A 16,542-nucleotide genomic window follows, 5' to 3' on the forward strand; every position below is an offset into this window, starting at 1 on the left:
CCAGACTGCGCATCCGGCACCTCGTGCCTGTCGTCAACCCAGAAGGACCTTGCCATGACCCGATTCGCCCTCTTCGTCCGCCTCGAAGCCAAGCCCGGCCAGGAAACCGCACTCGCCGAGTTCCTCGCCGGCGCGCTACCCTTGGCCAATGCGGAATCGGGCACCACGGCCTGGTTTGCCCTCAAGTTCGGGCCGTCGACCTTCGGTGTCTTCGATGCCTTCGCCGACGAGGCCGGGCGCGAGGCTCACCTGAACGGTGCGATCGCCTCGGCCCTGATGGCGAACGCAGCCACGCTGCTCAGCGCGCCGCCGAACATCGAGAAGGTGGATCTGCTGGCAGCGAAGCTGCCGGGCTGAATCGGGCGGGGCTGTTCACGCCCCGTGGCCGTGCGACGACTCGGACGTCGTCGACTCAGACGTCGATGTTCGCCGCCCGCAGCGCGTTCGTCTCGATGAAGTCGCGCCGCGGCTCCACCTCGTCACCCATCAGCATGGTGAACACGCGGTCGGCCTCGATCGCGTCGTCGATCTGCACGCGCAGCAGGCGCCGCACGTTCGGGTCCATGGTGGTTTCCCAGAGCTGCTCGGGGTTCATCTCGCCCAGGCCCTTGTAGCGCTGGCGCGAGGTGGCGCGCTCGGCTTCGGCGATCAGCCAGCGCATGGCCTGGCGGAAGTCGCCCACGCGCTCCTCCTTCTGCCGCTCGCCCTCGCCGCGGATCACGCGCGCACCCTCGTGCAGCAGGCCGCGGAAGGTCTCGGCGGCCTCGGCCAGGGCCGCGTAGTCGGCCCCGTGCACGAAGTCCTGCGTGACGATGCTGCTCTTCACGTTGCCGTGGTGGCGGCGGCTGATGCGCAGGATGGGCTTGTCGCTGCGGGCATCGAATTCGCCCGCCACCTCGGCCGGCACCTGGTTGTGCAGCCGGTCCAGCTCCTGCAGCTTGGCCTGCAGCGCCACGGCACTCTTCTCGGCGTCCTGCACCGTGTCCAGGTTCAGGCTCACGCCATCGGCGATCGCACGCAGGGCCTCGCGGTCCATGAAGCCCGAGAGGCGCTGGATCACCGCCTCGGCGACCTGGTGCTTGCGCGCCAGCTCCTGCAGGGTCTCGCCTTCGAGCAGCGTCGGCGTGGGGCCACCCGTCTCCACCTTGGCGCCGTTCAGTGCGATGCGCAGCAGGAACTTGTCCAGCTCGCCGCCGTCCTTGAGGTAAAGCTCCTCCTTGCCGGCCTTGACCTTGTAGAGCGGCGGTTGCGCGATGTAGATGTGGCCGCGCTCCACCAGCTCGGGCATCTGCCGGTAGAAGAAGGTGAGCAGCAGCGTGCGGATGTGGGCGCCGTCCACGTCCGCGTCCGTCATGATGATGATGCGGTGGTAGCGCAGCTTGGCGACGTTGAAGTCGTCGGTGTCGCCCTTGCCGTTCGAATTGATGGTGCCGGCCTTGCCGATGCCGGTGCCCAGCGCGGTGATCAGCGTGAGGATTTCATTGCTGGTCAACAGCTTCTCGTAGCGCGCCTTCTCCACGTTCAGGATCTTGCCGCGCAGCGGCAGGATGGCCTGGAACTTCCGGTCGCGTCCCTGCTTGGCCGAGCCGCCGGCGGAGTCGCCCTCGACGATGTAGATCTCGCACATCGCCGGGTCTTTCTCCTGGCAGTCGGCGAGCTTGCCGGGCAGGCCCATGCCGTCCAGCACGCCCTTGCGGCGAGTCATCTCGCGCGCCTTGCGAGCCGCTTCACGCGCACGCGCCGCCTCGATGATCTTGCCGACGATGGTCTTCGCGTCGTTGGGGCGCTCCAGCAGGTATTCGCCCAGCTTGGCCGCCACCACTTCCTCCACCGGGCCGCGCACCTCGCTGGAGACCAGCTTGTCCTTGGTCTGGCTGGAGAACTTGGGCTCGGGCACCTTCACGCTCAGCACGCAGGTCAGGCCCTCGCGCATGTCGTCACCGGTGATCTCGACTTTGGCCTTCTTGGCCAGCTCGTTCTCGTCGATGTACTTGTTGATCACGCGCGTCATCGCCGCACGCAGGCCCGTCAGGTGGGTGCCGCCATCGCGCTGCGGGATGTTGTTGGTGAAGCACAGCACCTGCTCGTTGTAGCCGCTGTTCCACTGCATCGCGACTTCCACGCCCACCAGCGTGTTCTGGTCGCTCATCTTCTCGCCCACCGCGTGGAAGGCGTTGGGGTGCAGCACCTGCTTGCCCTTGTTGATGAAGTCGACGAAGCCCTTCACGCCGCCGGCACCGGAGAAGTCGTCGCTCTTGCCGCTGCGCTCGTCGACCAGCTTGATGTTGACGCCGTTGTTCAGGAAGGAGAGCTCGCGCAGCCGCTTGGAGAGGATCTCGTAGTGGAAATCGTTGTTCTCCTTGAAGATGTCGGTGTCGGGCAGGAAGTGCACCTCGGTGCCCCGCTTGTCCGTCTCGCCGATGACCTTCATGGGCCGCACCTCGACGCCCTCGCGCATCTCTGTCACCGGGTTCTGCACGAAGCCGCGGCTGAATTCCAGCACGTGCACCTTGCCGTCGCGCCGCACCGTCAGGCGCAGCGTCTTGGACAGCGCGTTCACGCAGCTCACGCCCACGCCGTGCAGGCCGCCCGAGACCTTGTAGCTGTTCTGGTTGAACTTGCCACCCGCGTGCAGTTCCGTCAGCGCGATCTCGGCCGCCGAGCGCTTGGGCTCGTGCTTGTCGTCCATCTTCACGCCGGTGGGGATGCCGCGCCCGTTGTCCACCACCGAGATCGAGTTGTCGCTGTGGATGGTGACCACGATGTCGTCGCAGTGGCCGGCCAGGGCCTCGTCGATGGAGTTGTCCACCACCTCGAACACCAGGTGGTGCAGGCCGGTGCCGTCCGAGGTGTCGCCGATGTACATCCCCGGGCGCTTGCGGACCGCCTCCAGGCCTTCCAGGATCTGGATGGCATCGCTGCCATACGCGTCGCTGCCCGCGGTCGATGCAGGGTTCGTCGGGTTTTCTTCGGACATCAGTCGGACTTTCTCGAATGCTTGAAGGACCGAACCCGCCGGTGGGGCGGGCTCGGTGCCGGGTGGCGGGTGCGCGGCGCGCGCCTCAGATGCGCATCGGCATCACCACGTACTTGAAGTTGTCGTTGTCGGGCAGGGTGAGCAGCGCGGAACTGTTGGCGTCCTGCAGGTCCAGGCGCACCATGTCCTGCTCCATGTTGGCCAGGGCGTCGATCAGGTAGGTCACGTTGAAGCCGATCTCGATCGCGTCGCCGCCGTAGTCGATGTCGAGTTCGTCCATCGCCTCTTCCTGCTCGGCGTTGTTGCTCGCCACGCGCAGCGTGCCGGGCTCGATGTTCAGGCGCACGCCCTTGAACTTCTCGCTGGTCAGGATGGCGGTGCGCTGCAGGCTGGCCAGGAGCGGCACGCGGCCCAGGGTGACGCTGTTCTTGTGGTTCTTGGGGATGACGCGGTTGTAGTCGGGGAACTTGCCCTCGACCAGCTTGGTGACGAACTCCATGCCCTCGAAGCTGAACTTCGCCTGGTTGCTGGCGAACTGCATCTCGATCGCGCCCTCGGCGTCGTCGGACAGCAGCCGCTGCATTTCCAGCACGGTCTTGCGCGGCAGGATCACTTCCTGGCGCGGCACTTCCTTGTCCAGCGTGGCGCTGGCCCAGGCCAGGCGGTGGCCGTCGGTGGCCACCAGCGAGAGCTGCCTGCCCTCGGCAACGAAGAGGATGCCGTTGAGGTAGTAGCGGATGTCATGCACCGCCATCGCGAAGGAGACCTGGTTCAGCAGGTCCTTGAGCACCTTCTGCGGCACCGAGAAGGCGGGGCCGAAGTTGGCGGCTTCCTGCACCAGCGGGAAGTCTTCGGCAGGCAGCGTCTGCAGCGTGAAGCGGCTCTTGCCGCCCTTGAGCACCAGCTTGTTCTGGCTGCTCTCCAGGCTCACCGTCTGGTCGGCCGGCATGGTGCGCAGGATGTCGATCAGCTTGCGCGCGCCCACCGTGGTGGTGTAGCTGCCTGCGTCGCCGTCCAGTTGCGCGGTGGTGCGGATCTGGATCTCCAGGTCGCTGGTCGTGAACTGGATCGCGGGGCCGTTCTTCCTGATCAGGACATTGGCCAGGATCGGCAGCGTGTGCCGGCGTTCGACGATGCCAGCCACCTGCTGGAGGACGCCGAGCACGCTTTCCTGGGTGGCCTTCAAGACGATCATGTCTGCCTCTTCCTTCTGAATGTCTTCTATTTCAAATCGTGTTGTAACCGCCAGGGGCCCGCCCGCTGTGGACAACCGTTATTTTCGCTGTTTTTTCAAGCACTTGGGCCCCTGGCGCGGCCGCCCCGTGCCGCCGGGCGCCTGTTTCGGCTTGCAACCGGCCGCCGCGGCCCCATGCGGGTGTTTTTCACCCTTTCAGGGTCTGTTCCAGCACGTGCAGTTGCTGGTTGAGCTCGGTGAGCTGCTGGCGCTCGCCGGCGATCTTGCGCACCGCGTGCAGCACGGTGGTGTGGTCGCGGCCGCCGAACAGCTCGCCGATCTCCGGCAGGCTCTTCTGGGTCAGCTCCTTGGCCAGGTACATGGCGATCTGCCGCGGTCGCGCGATCGAGGCCGGCCGCTTCTTGGAATACATGTCGGCGACCTTGATCTTGTAGTAGTCGGCCACCGTCTTCTGGATGTTCTCCACCGAAATCTGCCGGTTCTGGATCGAGAGCAGGTCGCGCAGGGCCTCGCGCGCCAGCTGGATGGAGACTTCCTTCTGGTTGAAGCGTGAATAGGCCAGGATCTTGCGCAGCGCGCCTTCCAGCTCGCGCACGTTGGAGCGCACGTTCTTGGCGACGAAGAAGGCCACTTCCTCGGGCATCTCGGCGCCCTCCGCGCGCGCCTTGTTGATCAGGATCGCCACCCGCATCTCCAGCTCGGGCGGCTCAATGGCCACCGTCAGGCCGGAGTCGAAGCGCGAGACCAGGCGCTCGTGGATGTCCGTCAGGCCCTTGGGATAGGTGTCCGAGGTCATCACGATGTGGCTCTTCTTGGCCAGCAGGGCCTCGAAGGCGTTGAAGAACTCCTCCTGGGTGCGGTCCTTGTTGGCGAAGAACTGCACGTCGTCGATCAGCAGCAGGTCCAGCGAGTGGTAGCGCTCCTTGAACTCGTCGAAGGTCTTGCGCTGGTAGGCCTTGACCACATCCGAGACGAACTGCTCGGCGTGGATGTAGAGAACCTTGGCCTGCGGCCGGTCCTGCAGCAGCTTGTTGCCCACCGCGTGCACCAGGTGGGTCTTGCCCAGGCCCACGCCGCCGTAGATGAACAGCGGGTTGTACAGCTGGCCGGGCGTGCCCGACACGTGCATGGCCGCGGCGCGCGCCATGCGGTTGGCCGTGCCTTCCACCAGTGTCTCGAAGGTGAGCGCGCTGTTGAGCCGGGTCTTGAAGCCCGGGGCGCTGTCCTCGGCCATCTCGGCCGGCTCCGGGGCCGCACCCATCTCCACGGAGGCGGGTGCGACGAACGTGCGGGCGCTGGCTTCCCGGGGAGTGAGCGCCAACTCGAGCTGGACCGGCTGGCCGTAGAGCTTTTCCAGCGTCCCGGCGATGCGGGAGGCGTACTGGGCCCGGATCCAGTCCAGCTTGAAGCGATTGGCCACGAACAGCGTGACCTTGGAGAAATCGTCGGACACCTGCGCCGCCAGCGGCTTGATCCAGGTGTTGTATTGCTGCTCCGGCAGCTCCTGCGCCAGCTGTTCCACGCACGCCTGCCACAGGCTGTCCCCCGCGCCCAGGCTGGCCGTGCTCGCCAGCTTTTGTTGCCCCTCACTCATGTCGTTTGCTTGCTGCCCTTGTGGATATGTCGTTTTCAGGAAGCAGCGCATTCTAGGATGTCCCTACCTTATCCACAAAGCGGTTTCGGCCCGCGCAAGCAGCGCCAGCTCAACATCAAGCACTTTGTCACGGGCCGGGCCGCGCAGGGCCCCGGCGCCCCGCGGGCCGGGCCGGAAGCGGGCGCTCACGCGCCGCCCCAGGGAAGCGTCCGCGCGGCTGCGGCTTGGGGACAACAAGCCTATCTCCTTGCCGGCATTGGACTTTTCAGCGATAATGCCGGGTTTCCCCTTGAGAGAACAACCATGAAACGCACCTACCAGCCTTCCAAAGTGCGCCGTGCCCGCACCCACGGGTTCCTCGTTCGCATGAAGACACGTGGTGGCCGCGCCGTCATCAACGCCCGCCGCGCCAAGGGCCGCAAGCGCCTGGCCGTCTGACGCGCCTAGGGCGCCTGCACAGCCTGGCGCCGCCTGACCCGTGCAGCGGTTGAAGACCAAGGCGCAGTTCCAGGCCGCAATGGCCGCCGGAACCGTTGCCCGCACCGCGCACTTCGCGTTGCATCGCATGCCGCTGGACGCGAGCGCAGGGCCTGGGGAGTCCGTGGAATCCGCAGCCGGGGGGCGCGCGCAAGCCGTCCCCGGGGCCGATGTCCCGGCACCGCAGGCCCTGTTTGCTGTCCGGCTCCCGGCCAGCGAACCCTGGGTCGGCGTGGTGCTGCCCAAGCGCTGGGCCAGGCGCGCCGTCACGCGCAACGCCATCAGGCGACAGGTCTACGCCGTGAGCCGGGACATCGAGTCTTCCCTGCCGCCAGCCGCCCACGTGGTGCGGCTGCGCACCGGCTTTGACCGCGCCACCTTCACCAGCCCCAGCTCGGTGCCGCTCAAGCAGGCGGTCCGCGCCGAGCTGAAGCAGCTGTTCGCGCGCGCGGGGCGGTCCTGATGCGCGCCCTCCTGCTGGCCCTGATCCGGGCCTACACGCTCACCTTCGGCGCGTGGATGCGGCCCAGCTGCCGCTTCGCGCCCAGCTGCTCCGTCTATGCGCGCCAGGCCGTCCAGCGGCACGGCGCCGCCTGGGGCAGCGCGCTCACCCTCCATCGCCTCGCACGCTGCGGCCCCTGGTGCCAGGGCGGCGACGATCCCGTGCCAGTGGAAAGGCCCCGGCTTTTCTCCCGACTGGTCGAACCCTCCAGCAAGAACAACTCATGACCGACATCCGCCGAACCATCCTGTGGGTGATCTTTGGCTTCTCCATGGTCCTTTTGTGGGACCAGTGGCAGGTGTACAACGGCCGCCAGGCGACCTTCTTCCCGCAGCCGAACAAGGTGGCCAGCGCCACCGCGGCGGCCAAGGGCGGCGCGTCCTCGGTGCCGGCGCCCACGGCGGGCGCGGCCTCGGCCGCGAACCCGGCCGCCGTGCCTGGCGCACCGGCCGGCGCCACCGGCCTCGCCCCGGCGCCCGCCGCGGAAAAGGTGGTTGTCACCACCGACCTGCTCAAGCTGACCTTCGACACCGAGGGCGGCTCGCTCATAGGCGCCGAGTTCCTCAAGCAGGAGAACGACCAGCGCAACGGCACCCTGGTGCTGCTGTCCGACGAGCCGGGCCACACCTATGTGTCGCAGACCGGCCTGATCGGCGGCGACTTCCCGAACCACAAGACGGTGATGGCCTTCAGCGGCGAGCGCCAGCTCAAGGACGGCCAGGACCAGCTGGTGGTGCGCTTCGAGTCGCCCGAGAAGAACGGCGTCAAGCTGGTGAAGACCTACACGCTGCGCCGCGGCGCCTATGACATCGCGGTTCGCCACGAGGTGGTCAACACCGGCACCGTGCCGGTCAGCCCGCAGCTGTACCTGCAGATCGTGCGCGACGGCACCCACCTCACCAGCGGCTCGTCCTTCTATTCCACCTTCACCGGGCCGGCCGTCTACACCGACCGCTTCCAGAAGGTCACCTTCGCCGACATCGACAAGGACAAGGCCGACTTCCAGAAGAAGGCCGACACCGGCTACGTGGCGATGGTGCAGCACTACTTCGCCAGCGCCTGGATCCTGCCGCAGGGCATACAGCGCGACTACTTCATGCGCAAGATCGACGCCGCCGACTACGCGGCCGGCATGATCACCCCGCTGGAGAGCATCGCCCCCGGCGCGACCAAGGTGGTGGACGCGAAGTGGTTCGCGGGCCCCGAGGACGAGCGCATGCTGGAGAAGGTCGCGCCCGGCCTGGACTACGTCAAGGACTACGGCAAGCTCTACATCATCGCCAAGCCGCTGTACTGGCTGCTCTCGCACATCCACGCGGTGATCGGCAACTGGGGCTGGTCCATCATGGCGCTGGTGCTGCTGATCAAGGTCGCCTTCTACTGGCCGCAGGCCAAGGGCTACCAGAGCATGGCCAAGATGAAGGCCATCAACCCCCGGGTCATGGCCCTGCGCGAGCGCCTGAAGGACAAGCCGCAGGAGATGCAGCAGGAGATGATGAAGATCTACCGCGAGGAGAAGGTCAACCCCATGGGCGGCTGCCTGCCCGTGGTGATCCAGATCCCGGTCTTCATCTCGCTGTACTGGGTGCTGCTGTCCTCGGTGGAGATGCGCGGCCAGCCCTGGGTGGGCTGGATCCACGACCTGTCCGTGGCCGACCCCTACTTCATCCTGCCGGCGTTCATGACGCTGACCACGCTGCTGCAGACCGCGCTCAACCCCGCCCCGCCGGACCCGGTGCAGGCCAAGATGATGTGGATCATGCCGCTGGCCTTCAGCGTGATGTTCTTCTTCTTCCCGGCCGGCCTGGTGCTGTACTGGATCACCAACAACCTGCTGTCGATCGCGCAGCAGTGGCTGATCAACACCCGCATGGGCGTGCCGCCGCAGTTCAACCTGCCCAAGTTCCGCTGAGGCCCGCGGGGCCTGCGCATGCTCGCCCGGCACAGCGATCCCATCGCCGCCATCGCCACCGCCCCGGGGCGGGGCGCGGTGGGCATCGTGCGGGTGAGCGGCGCCGACGTAGGCCCGGTGATCGACGCGGTGTGCGGCCGCCGGCTGAAGCCGCGCGAGGCCACCTACCTCGCCTTCCGTGACGCGCAGGGCGGCCTCATCGACCAGGGCCTGGCCCTGCACTTCCCGGCCCCCCATTCCTACACCGGCGAGGACGTGCTGGAGTTGCAGGCCCACGGCGGCCCCGTGGTGCTGCAGCTGCTGCTGGCGCGCTGCCTGGAAGCCGGCGCGGCCCAGGGGCTTCGCGTGGCCCAGCCCGGCGAGTTCTCGCAGCGCGCCTTCCTGAACGACAAGATCGACCTGGCCCAGGCCGAGGCCATCGCCGACCTGATCGACGCCAGCACCGAGGCGGCGGCGCGCGGCGCGAGCCGCTCCCTGGCCGGCGAGTTCTCGCGCGAGATCCACGGCCTGCGCGACACGCTGGTGGACCTGCGCATGCTGGTCGAGGCCACCCTGGACTTTCCCGAGGAAGAGATCGACTTCCTGCAGAAGGCCGACGCCCAGGGCCAGCTCGACCGGCTGCGGGCCGCGCTCGAGGCCGTGCTGGGCCACGCCCGCCAGGGCGCGCTGCTGCGCGAGGGCATCCAGGTGGTCATCGCCGGCCAGCCGAATGCGGGCAAGAGCTCGCTGCTGAATGCGCTGGCGGGCGCCGAGCTCGCCATCGTCACCCCGGTGGCGGGCACCACGCGCGACGTGGTGAGCGAATCGATACAGCTCGAGGGCGTCCCGCTGCACGTGGTGGACACCGCCGGCCTGCGCGACAGCGAAGACCCGGTGGAGCGCATCGGCATCGAGCGTGCGTGGGGCCGCATCGCCAAGGCGGACGCCGTGCTCTTCCTGCACGACCTCACGCGCTGCGCGCAGCCCGCCTACCAGGCCGCCGACGCCGCGATCGCGCAGCGGCTGCCGCGGGACGTGCCGGTGGTCGATGTGTGGAACAAGCAGGACGCCGCGCCGGGCGCCGTGCCCGCCAGCGGGATCGCGCTCTCGGCCCGCACCGGCGCCGGCCTGGACGCGCTGCGCCGCCGCCTGCTGGAGATCGCCGGCTGGCAGCCCGGTGCCGAGGGCCTGTACATCGCGCGCGAGCGGCATGTGCACGCGCTGCGCCGCGTGGGCACGCACCTCGCGCAGGCCGACGCCCTGCTGGCCGCGCAGGCCCAGGCGCTGGACCTGCTTGCCGAGGAACTGCGGCTGGCGCAGAACGCGCTGGCCGAGATCACCGGCGAGTTCAGCGCGGACGACCTGCTGGGCGTCATCTTCTCGCGCTTCTGCATCGGCAAGTAGCCCGCGAGGCGCTTGCCGGCTGCGGATGGGCTGACAGGTTGCCCCGGCCCGCGCGCACCTGCCGCACTGTGCCGCCGGCGCAGTTTCAGGTGTAAGGAGATGTCAGCCCGGCTTGTGGCCGGGCAGCACGGCCACTATCGTGCACAGCCATGAACTCAGCCACGCTCTCCGCCACCCGCCCCGATGTGCAGGGCCTGGTCCAGGCTGTCGCACTGAACCAGACCATCGACGGGCTGGGCCTGGTGCTGAGCACCCCCAACTGGGAGCTGCTGGGCAGCTACCTGGTGCCCTGCAACCTGGCCCAGGGCCAGGTGCTGATCGAACAGGGCGGCGGCGACCGCTCGCTCTACTTCGTCGAGTCCGGCAGCCTGAGCGTGCACTTCGAGGACTCGCAGGGCCGCATCCGGCTGGCCATCGTCGGGCCCGGCTCGGCCGTGGGGGAAGGCGCCTTCTTCTCGCGCCTGCCACGCGGTGCCACCGTGCAGGCCGCCTCGCCCTCGCGCCTGTGGTGCCTGGCGCCCACGCGCTTCGGCGAACTGCGCAACCGCCACCCCGAGCTGGCGCTGGAGGTGGTCATGGCCCTGGGGTCGCTGGTCTCGCGCCGCCTGGTCAACAAGCCCAAGCGGGTCGCCGTCACCTGATGCCTGGCGCCCACGCGGCCCCGCGAATCCACTGGCGCGGCCCCCGGCAGGCCCTTACACTGGCCCTGCCGTATCCAACAAGGAACGCCGCGCAGGGATAGCCGGCTTCCCACCACTTCATGTCGCTTCGATCGATGCTGTTTCCGGGCCGGCGCACGCCTGCCGCCGACACCCCGGCCGCCACCGTGCCCACCCCCATCGAGCCGCGTAGCACCGCGCCCGCGCCCCAGGGCGCGCCGCCCAGCCGCAAGCAGGAACGCAGCGCCCACCGCGAGCAGCTGTACGCGGTGGTACGCGAATGCATGCTGCGCGCGGGCGTGCTGTCCTCCGGCTACAAGTTCAAGGTGCTGTCGCTGGACGGCCATGGGCGCAGCTTCCTCGTCATGATGGACCTGCTCGCCGGGGCCCAGCCCCCCGCCGACCCCGCGGCCGTCGAGGACGCCATCGCCCAGGCGGCCCGGCAGCGGCATGAGATCGAGGTCGAGGGCGTGTACTGGCGCTCGGCGGCCGTGCGCACCGAGGCCGCCGCCGCCCCGGCCGAGCCCGCGGTGCCCGCGCCCTCGCCGCTGCAGGCCCTGCGCGAAGCCTTCCGCGACCGGGACCGCGAGCGCGCCGCCGCCGGCGAAGGCGGCCAGGCCCCCCGCAGCTACACGCTGCTCACGGGCTTCGAGGACACCGAGATCAGCCCGGCCCAGCGCTCCCCGCTGGGCAACACCCAGTACGGCGAGCCCTGAGCACGCCGCCCCGGCGGCTCAGCGCAGCAGCGCCTCTTCCGCCGCGGCCAGGGCTTCGGGCGTGCCCGACAGCACCAGCACATCGCCTTCCGACAGGCGGCTTGCGGGCTCCGGGGCCAGGGCCCGCGCGCCCGCGCGCCGCAGGCTGACCACACGCACCCCGAGCGCCTGCAGGCCGAGCGCGTCCAGGGGCTGGCCCAGGCAGGCCACGCCCGCCGGCAGGCTGAGCGTGGACAGGCGCGCCTGGCCGATCTCATCGGCCGTGTCGTCGTCGGCGCCATGGAAGTACCCGCGCAAGAGGCTGTAGCGCGCGTCGCGTTGGTCCTGCACCAGCCGGATCACGCGCCGCATGGGCACGCCGACCAGCGCCAGGGCATGGCTTGCCAGCATGAGCGAGCCCTCCAGGGCCTCGGGCACCACCTCGGTGGCTCCGGCCGTGCGCAGCTTCTCCAGGTCGTGGTCGTCCTGCGTGCGCACGATCACCGGCACCTGCGGCGCATGGGCCCGCACCTGCGCCAGCACCTTCATCGCCCCGGCCACGTCCAGGTAGGTCACGACCACGGCGCTGGCGCGCGCCAGGCCGGCGGCCACCAGGGCCGGCAGCCGGGCCGCGTCGCCGAACTCCACTGAGTCGCCCGCGGCCGCGGCCTGGCGCACGCGGTCCGGGTCCAGGTCCAGGGCGATGGAGGGAATGTTCTCGCGCTCCAGCAGGCGGGCCAGGTTCTGCCCGCAGCGGCCATACCCGCAGATGATCACGTGGCGGTTGGTGTTGATGGACTTGCGCGCGATCTGGGTCATCTGCAGCGACTGCAGCATCCACTCGCTGGCCACCAGCTTCATCACGATGCGGTTGGCGTACATGACGATGAAGGGCGTGGCCAGCATGGACAGCACCATGGCCGCCAGCACCGGGTTCATGAGCGCACGGGGCAGCACGCCCTGCTCGGTGGCCAGGGTCAGCAGCACGAAGCCGAACTCGCCGGCCTGCGCCAGGTACAGGCCCGTGCGCAGCGACACGCCCATGCTGGCGCCGAAGGCGCGCGCCAGCACGGTCACGAGCACCAGCTTGAAGGCCACGGGCAGCACCAGCAGCAGCAGCACCAGCTCCCAGCGCTGCAGCACCAGCCGCCAGTCCAGCAGCATGCCGATGGTGATGAAGAACAGGCCCAGCAGCACGTCGTGGAAGGGCCGGATGTCGGTCTCCACCTGGTGCTTGTACTCCGTCTCCGAGATCAGCATGCCGGCGATGAAGGCCCCCAGCGCCAGCGAGAGCCCGGCCAGCTCGGTCAGCCAGGCCAGCCCCAGCGTGACGAAGAGCAGGTTCAGGATGAAGAGCTCCTCGCTGCGGCGGCGGGCCACCAGCGTGAGCCACCAGCGCATCACGCGCTGGCCGCCCGACAGCAGCAGCGCGATCACCAGCGTCGCCTTGCCGGCTGCCAGCAGCAGCGAGCGGGCCAGGTCTTCCGGCGGGCTGCCCAGGGCCGGGATCAGCACCAGCAGCGGCACCACCGCCAGATCCTGGAACAGCAGCACGCCCATCACCCGCTTGCCGTGCTCCGACTCCAGCTCCAGCCGGTCGGACAGCAGCTTGACCACGATGGCCGTGCTGCTCATCGCCGCCGCGCCCGCCAGTGCCAGCGCCGTCTGCCACTCCATGCGCCAAAGTCCGGGCGCGAGCGCGGCCAGGAACAGCGAGCCGGCCGTGATCACCGCCAGCGTGAGCACCACCTGCAGCAGGCCCAGGCCGAACACGTGCGTGCGCATCGCGCGCAGCTTGGGCAGGTTGAATTCGAGCCCGATGACGAACATCAGGAACACCACGCCGAATTCGCCCAGGTGGCGCATGGCCTCGGGCTCCTGGTCCACGCCCAGCGCGTGCGGCCCCACGATGGCCCCCACCACCAGGTAGCCCAGCATGGGCGGCAGCCGCATGGAACGGAAGGCCACCACACCCAGCACCGCGGCGAGCAGGTAGACCAGCGTGAGTTCCAGCGAGGACATCGCGCCATGCTACCAAGCGGGGCCGCGCCGCCACCCCGCCCGATAGAATCGCGTCCATGACACTGGACCGCGAGCGGGCACTTCGGCTGGCCGGGGAGACCTTCGACATCGAGGCCGCGGCCGTGCTCGGCCTCAAGCAGCGCACCGGCGAGGCCTTCGCGCGGGCGGTCGAGGCCATGCTTGCCGTCGTGGGCCGGGTGGTGGTGATGGGCATGGGCAAGAGCGGGCACATCGGCCGCAAGGTGGCGGCCACGCTCGCCTCCACCGGCACGCCGGCCCTGTTCGTGCACCCGGCCGAAGCCAGCCATGGCGACCTGGGCATGATCAAGCCGGTCGACCTGGTGCTGGCCATCTCCAACGGCGGCGAGAGCGAGGAGATCACCGCCATCCTGCCCGTGCTCAAGCGCCTGGGCGTGCCCCTGGTCGCGATGACGGGCAACGCGCGCTCCACCCTGGCCACGCACGCCGACATCGTGCTGGACACCGGCGTCGAGAAGGAGGCCTGCCCGCTCAACCTTGCGCCCACCGCCAGCACCACGGCCCAGCTGGCCATGGGCGACGCCCTGGCGGTGGCGCTGCTGGATGCGCGCGGCTTCAAGAGCGAGGACTTCGCCCGCTCGCACCCCGGCGGCGCGCTGGGCCGCAAGCTGCTGACCCACCTGTCGGACGTGATGCGCACCGGCGAGGCCGTGCCACGCGTGGGCGCCGACACGCCCTTCCCGGCCCTGATGCGCGAGATGAGCGCCAAGGGCCTGGGCGCCTCGGCCATCGTCGACGAGGCCGGCCGCGTGCTGGGCATCTTCACCGACGGCGACCTGCGGCGCCTGGTGGAGACCGGCGCCGACCTGCGCCAGGTGGCGGCGCGTGAAGTCATGCACCCCTCGCCGCGCACCATCCACCGCGGCGCACTGGCCGCCGAGGCGGCGCAGCTGATGGAGCAGTACCGCATCACCAGCGTGCTGGTGGTGGACGACGAGGGCCGCCTGTGCGGCGCGGTGAACAGCAACGACCTGATGCGGGCCAAGGTCATCTGATGGCCGCGCTCCAGTTCGCGCCCGAGCTGCTGCTCGCCGCCCAGGGCGTGCGGGTCGCCTTCTTCGACGTCGACGGCGTGCTCACCGACGGCGGCCTGTTCATGGGCGAGGCGGGCGAGTCGCTCAAGCGCTTCCACATCCTGGACGGGCTGGGCCTGAAGCTGCTGCAGAAAGCCGGCATCACACCGGTGGTCATCACCGGCCGCGATTCGGTGCCGCTGCGGCGGCGGCTGGAGGCGCTGGGCGTCACCCATGCGTGGTTCGGCACCGAGGACAAGCGCCCGGCGGCCGAGCAGGCGCTGGCGCAGCTGGGGGCCGACTGGTCGCAGGCCGCCGCCATGGGCGACGACTGGCCGGACCTGCCGGTGCTGCGGCGCGTGGCGTTCGCCTGCGCGCCCGCCAACGCCCATGCTGAGGTGCAGGCCGTGGCGCGCTACGTCACCCGGCTGGCGGGCGGCCACGGCGCGGCGCGCGAGTTCTGCGACCTGCTCCTGGTGGCCAGCGGCCGCTACGCCGGCCTGCTGGACGCCTACGCATGACGCGGGCCGGCTGAGCACATGGCGCAGGCGGGGACGCGCATCGGCGGGCTGGCGCGGCTGCGCGCCGGCTGGGACCAGATCACGGTGTACCTGCCGGTGATCCTGATCGGCCTGCTGGCCCTGGGCACCTACTGGCTGGCGCGCAACACGCCGGTGCTGTCCACGGCGCAGGAGCGCGCCGCACCCACGCACGACCCGGATTCCATCATGCGCGGCTTCTCGATCAAGACCTTCGACGCTGCCGGCCGGCTCAAGACCGAGGTCTATGGCACGGAAGCGCGCCACTACCCGGACACCGACACGCTGGAGATCGACCAGCCGCGCATCCGTTCCTTCGGCGAGGGCGGCGCGGTGACCGTGGCCACCGCCGCCAAGGGTATCAGCAATGGCGACGGCAGCGAGGTCCAGCTGCTGGGCCACGCCGTGGTCACGCGCGAGGCGAGCCAGGACGCCCGCGGCCAGGCCAGGCCGCGGCTGGAAGTGCGCAGCGAATTCCTGCAGGTCTTCCTGGACACCGAACGCGTCACCACCCGCAAGCCGGTGGAGATCCAGCGCGGCCAGGACCTGCTGTCGGCCGACGGCATGGACTTCGACAACATCACCCAGGTGCTGGAGCTGCAGGGCCGGGTGCACGGGCTGCTGCAGCCCAAGGCGCCGTGAGCAGCGCCCCCGCCGGTCCGCTGGTCTTCATCACGGGCGCCTCCAGCGGCATCGGCCAGGCCCTGGCGGCGCGCTACCACCGCGCTGGCTGGCGGCTGGCGCTGGTGGCCCGGCGCGCCGACGAGACGCGCGCCTGGGCGCTGGCGGCGGGCATTCCGGCCGGGCGCTTCGAGGTGCTGCAGGCCGACGTGGCCGACATCGACAGCATCACCGCCGCGGGCCGCGACTGCATCGCGCGCCTGGGGCTGCCGGACCTGGTCATCGCCAACGCGGGCATCAGCATCGGCGTGGACACCTCGCTGCGCGCGGACCTGGACGTGATGGCCCGGGTGCACGCCACCAACGTCATCGGCATGGCCGCCACCTTCCAGCCCTTCATCGCGGCCATGGTGGCGCGCGGTTCGGGCTCGCTGGTCGGCATCGCCAGCGTGACCGGCATCCGGGGCCTGCCGGGGCACGGCGCCTACTGTTCCAGCAAGGCCGCCGTGATCAGCTATTGCGAGAGCCTGCGCGGCGAGCTGCGCCCGTCGGGCGTGCGCGTGCTGACGATCTGCCCCGGCTACGTGGCCACCCCGCTCACCCGCAGCAACCGCTACCGCATGCCCTTCCTGCTGCAGCCGTCCGAGTTCGCGGCGCGCGCCTTCGACACCATCGCCGCGGGCACCAGCTACCGCGTCATTCCCTGGCAGATGGGCGTGGTGGCCAAGCTGCTGCGCCTCTTGCCCAACCCCCTCTTCGACCGCCTGCTGGCCGGCCGCCCGCGCAAGCAGCGCGCCACACCGCCGGGCCCATGAAAAAAGGCTCCCGAGGGAGCCTTTTCAGTGTCGCGCGAAGCGATCAGTAGCTGTTGCCACCGCGGTTGCCGCCGCCGCGCGGGCCGGAGCCGTACGGGC

Annotated in this window: 15 protein-coding genes and 1 pseudogene; 12 read left to right on the forward strand and 4 right to left on the reverse strand. The window is 69.6% G+C overall.

Annotation, left to right across the window (positions count from 1 at the left end; genetic code table 11):
- The first annotated feature begins 54 nt into the window (after positions 1–54).
- On the forward strand, positions 55–357 hold the full coding sequence (locus tag IM725_RS10525) for a putative quinol monooxygenase (RefSeq protein ID WP_193780549.1): 303 nt from the start codon (positions 55–57) through the stop codon (positions 355–357).
- 55 nt (positions 358–412) lie between these two features.
- On the opposite strand, the pseudogene gyrB reads toward IM725_RS10525, so the two are convergent.
- The 3 genes and pseudogenes from gyrB to dnaA all read right to left on the reverse strand — a co-directional run.
- A pseudogene (gene gyrB / locus IM725_RS10530) lies at positions 413–2,935 on the reverse strand (DNA topoisomerase (ATP-hydrolyzing) subunit B); the annotation flags it as partial.
- A 127-nt stretch (positions 2,936–3,062) separates the two neighbouring features.
- Positions 3,063–4,172, reverse strand: a complete 1,110-nt coding sequence (dnaN, locus tag IM725_RS10535) for a DNA polymerase III subunit beta (protein ID WP_193780551.1) — start codon at positions 4,170–4,172, stop codon at positions 3,063–3,065.
- A gap of 187 nt (positions 4,173–4,359) precedes the next feature.
- Complete coding sequence (dnaA, locus tag IM725_RS10540; RefSeq protein ID WP_193780552.1) at positions 4,360–5,766, reverse strand: chromosomal replication initiator protein DnaA; 1,407 nt, start codon at positions 5,764–5,766, stop codon at positions 4,360–4,362.
- 303 nt (positions 5,767–6,069) lie between these two features.
- On the opposite strand from dnaA, the gene rpmH reads away from it, so the two are divergent.
- From rpmH to IM725_RS10575, 7 genes are all read left to right on the forward strand, one after another.
- Positions 6,070–6,204: a 50S ribosomal protein L34 gene (rpmH, locus tag IM725_RS10545; protein WP_027101598.1), complete on the forward strand. Its 135-nt coding sequence runs from the start codon at positions 6,070–6,072 to the stop codon at positions 6,202–6,204.
- 40 nt (positions 6,205–6,244) lie between these two features.
- Positions 6,245–6,706: a ribonuclease P protein component gene (locus IM725_RS10550; protein ID WP_193780553.1), complete on the forward strand. Its 462-nt coding sequence runs from the start codon at positions 6,245–6,247 to the stop codon at positions 6,704–6,706.
- Positions 6,706–6,972, forward strand: a complete 267-nt coding sequence (gene yidD, locus IM725_RS10555; RefSeq protein WP_407692518.1) for a membrane protein insertion efficiency factor YidD — start codon at positions 6,706–6,708, stop codon at positions 6,970–6,972. Before IM725_RS10550 ends, yidD begins: the two co-directional genes overlap by 1 nt.
- Positions 6,969–8,657 (forward strand): membrane protein insertase YidC, encoded by a 1,689-nt coding sequence (gene yidC, locus IM725_RS10560; protein WP_193780554.1) that lies wholly within the window; start codon positions 6,969–6,971, stop codon positions 8,655–8,657. Before yidD ends, yidC begins: the two co-directional genes overlap by 4 nt.
- A gap of 18 nt (positions 8,658–8,675) precedes the next feature.
- Positions 8,676–10,040 (forward strand): tRNA uridine-5-carboxymethylaminomethyl(34) synthesis GTPase MnmE, encoded by a 1,365-nt coding sequence (mnmE, locus tag IM725_RS10565; protein ID WP_193780555.1) that lies wholly within the window; start codon positions 8,676–8,678, stop codon positions 10,038–10,040.
- Between the two features lie 149 nt (positions 10,041–10,189).
- Positions 10,190–10,681 carry a Crp/Fnr family transcriptional regulator gene (locus IM725_RS10570; protein ID WP_193780556.1) on the forward strand — a complete coding sequence of 164 codons (492 nt, stop codon included), beginning with the start codon at positions 10,190–10,192 and terminating at the stop codon, positions 10,679–10,681.
- A 119-nt stretch (positions 10,682–10,800) separates the two neighbouring features.
- Complete coding sequence (locus IM725_RS10575; RefSeq protein ID WP_193780557.1) at positions 10,801–11,415, forward strand: hypothetical protein; 615 nt, start codon at positions 10,801–10,803, stop codon at positions 11,413–11,415.
- Positions 11,416–11,433: 18 nt separating this feature from the next.
- On the opposite strand, the gene IM725_RS10580 is transcribed toward IM725_RS10575, so the two are convergent.
- The gene (locus IM725_RS10580) at positions 11,434–13,416 is read right to left on the reverse strand and encodes a cation:proton antiporter domain-containing protein (protein WP_193780558.1); all 1,983 of its coding nucleotides are present in this window, start codon (positions 13,414–13,416) and stop codon (positions 11,434–11,436) included.
- Between the two features lie 56 nt (positions 13,417–13,472).
- Between IM725_RS10580 and IM725_RS10585 the strand changes: the two genes are divergently transcribed.
- Genes IM725_RS10585 through IM725_RS10600 form a run of 4 tightly spaced genes read left to right on the forward strand, consistent with a single transcriptional unit; the run spans position 13,473 to position 16,443 of the window.
- The gene (locus IM725_RS10585; protein ID WP_193780559.1) at positions 13,473–14,450 is read left to right on the forward strand and encodes a KpsF/GutQ family sugar-phosphate isomerase; all 978 of its coding nucleotides are present in this window, start codon (positions 13,473–13,475) and stop codon (positions 14,448–14,450) included.
- Positions 14,450–14,989: a KdsC family phosphatase gene (locus IM725_RS10590; RefSeq protein WP_193780560.1), complete on the forward strand. Its 540-nt coding sequence runs from the start codon at positions 14,450–14,452 to the stop codon at positions 14,987–14,989. The genes IM725_RS10585 and IM725_RS10590 overlap by 1 nt, the downstream gene beginning before the upstream one ends.
- Before the next feature lie 18 nt (positions 14,990–15,007).
- Entirely contained in the window at positions 15,008–15,649 is a 642-nt protein-coding gene (gene lptC, locus IM725_RS10595; protein WP_193780561.1) for an LPS export ABC transporter periplasmic protein LptC, read from the forward strand.
- Positions 15,646–16,443: an SDR family oxidoreductase gene (locus IM725_RS10600; protein WP_193780562.1), complete on the forward strand. Its 798-nt coding sequence runs from the start codon at positions 15,646–15,648 to the stop codon at positions 16,441–16,443. The genes lptC and IM725_RS10600 overlap by 4 nt, the downstream gene beginning before the upstream one ends.
- The last annotated feature ends 99 nt before the right edge of the window (positions 16,444–16,542 follow it).

Source organism: Ramlibacter aquaticus (genome assembly GCF_015159745.1).
GTDB lineage: Bacteria > Pseudomonadota > Gammaproteobacteria > Burkholderiales > Burkholderiaceae_C > Ramlibacter > Ramlibacter aquaticus.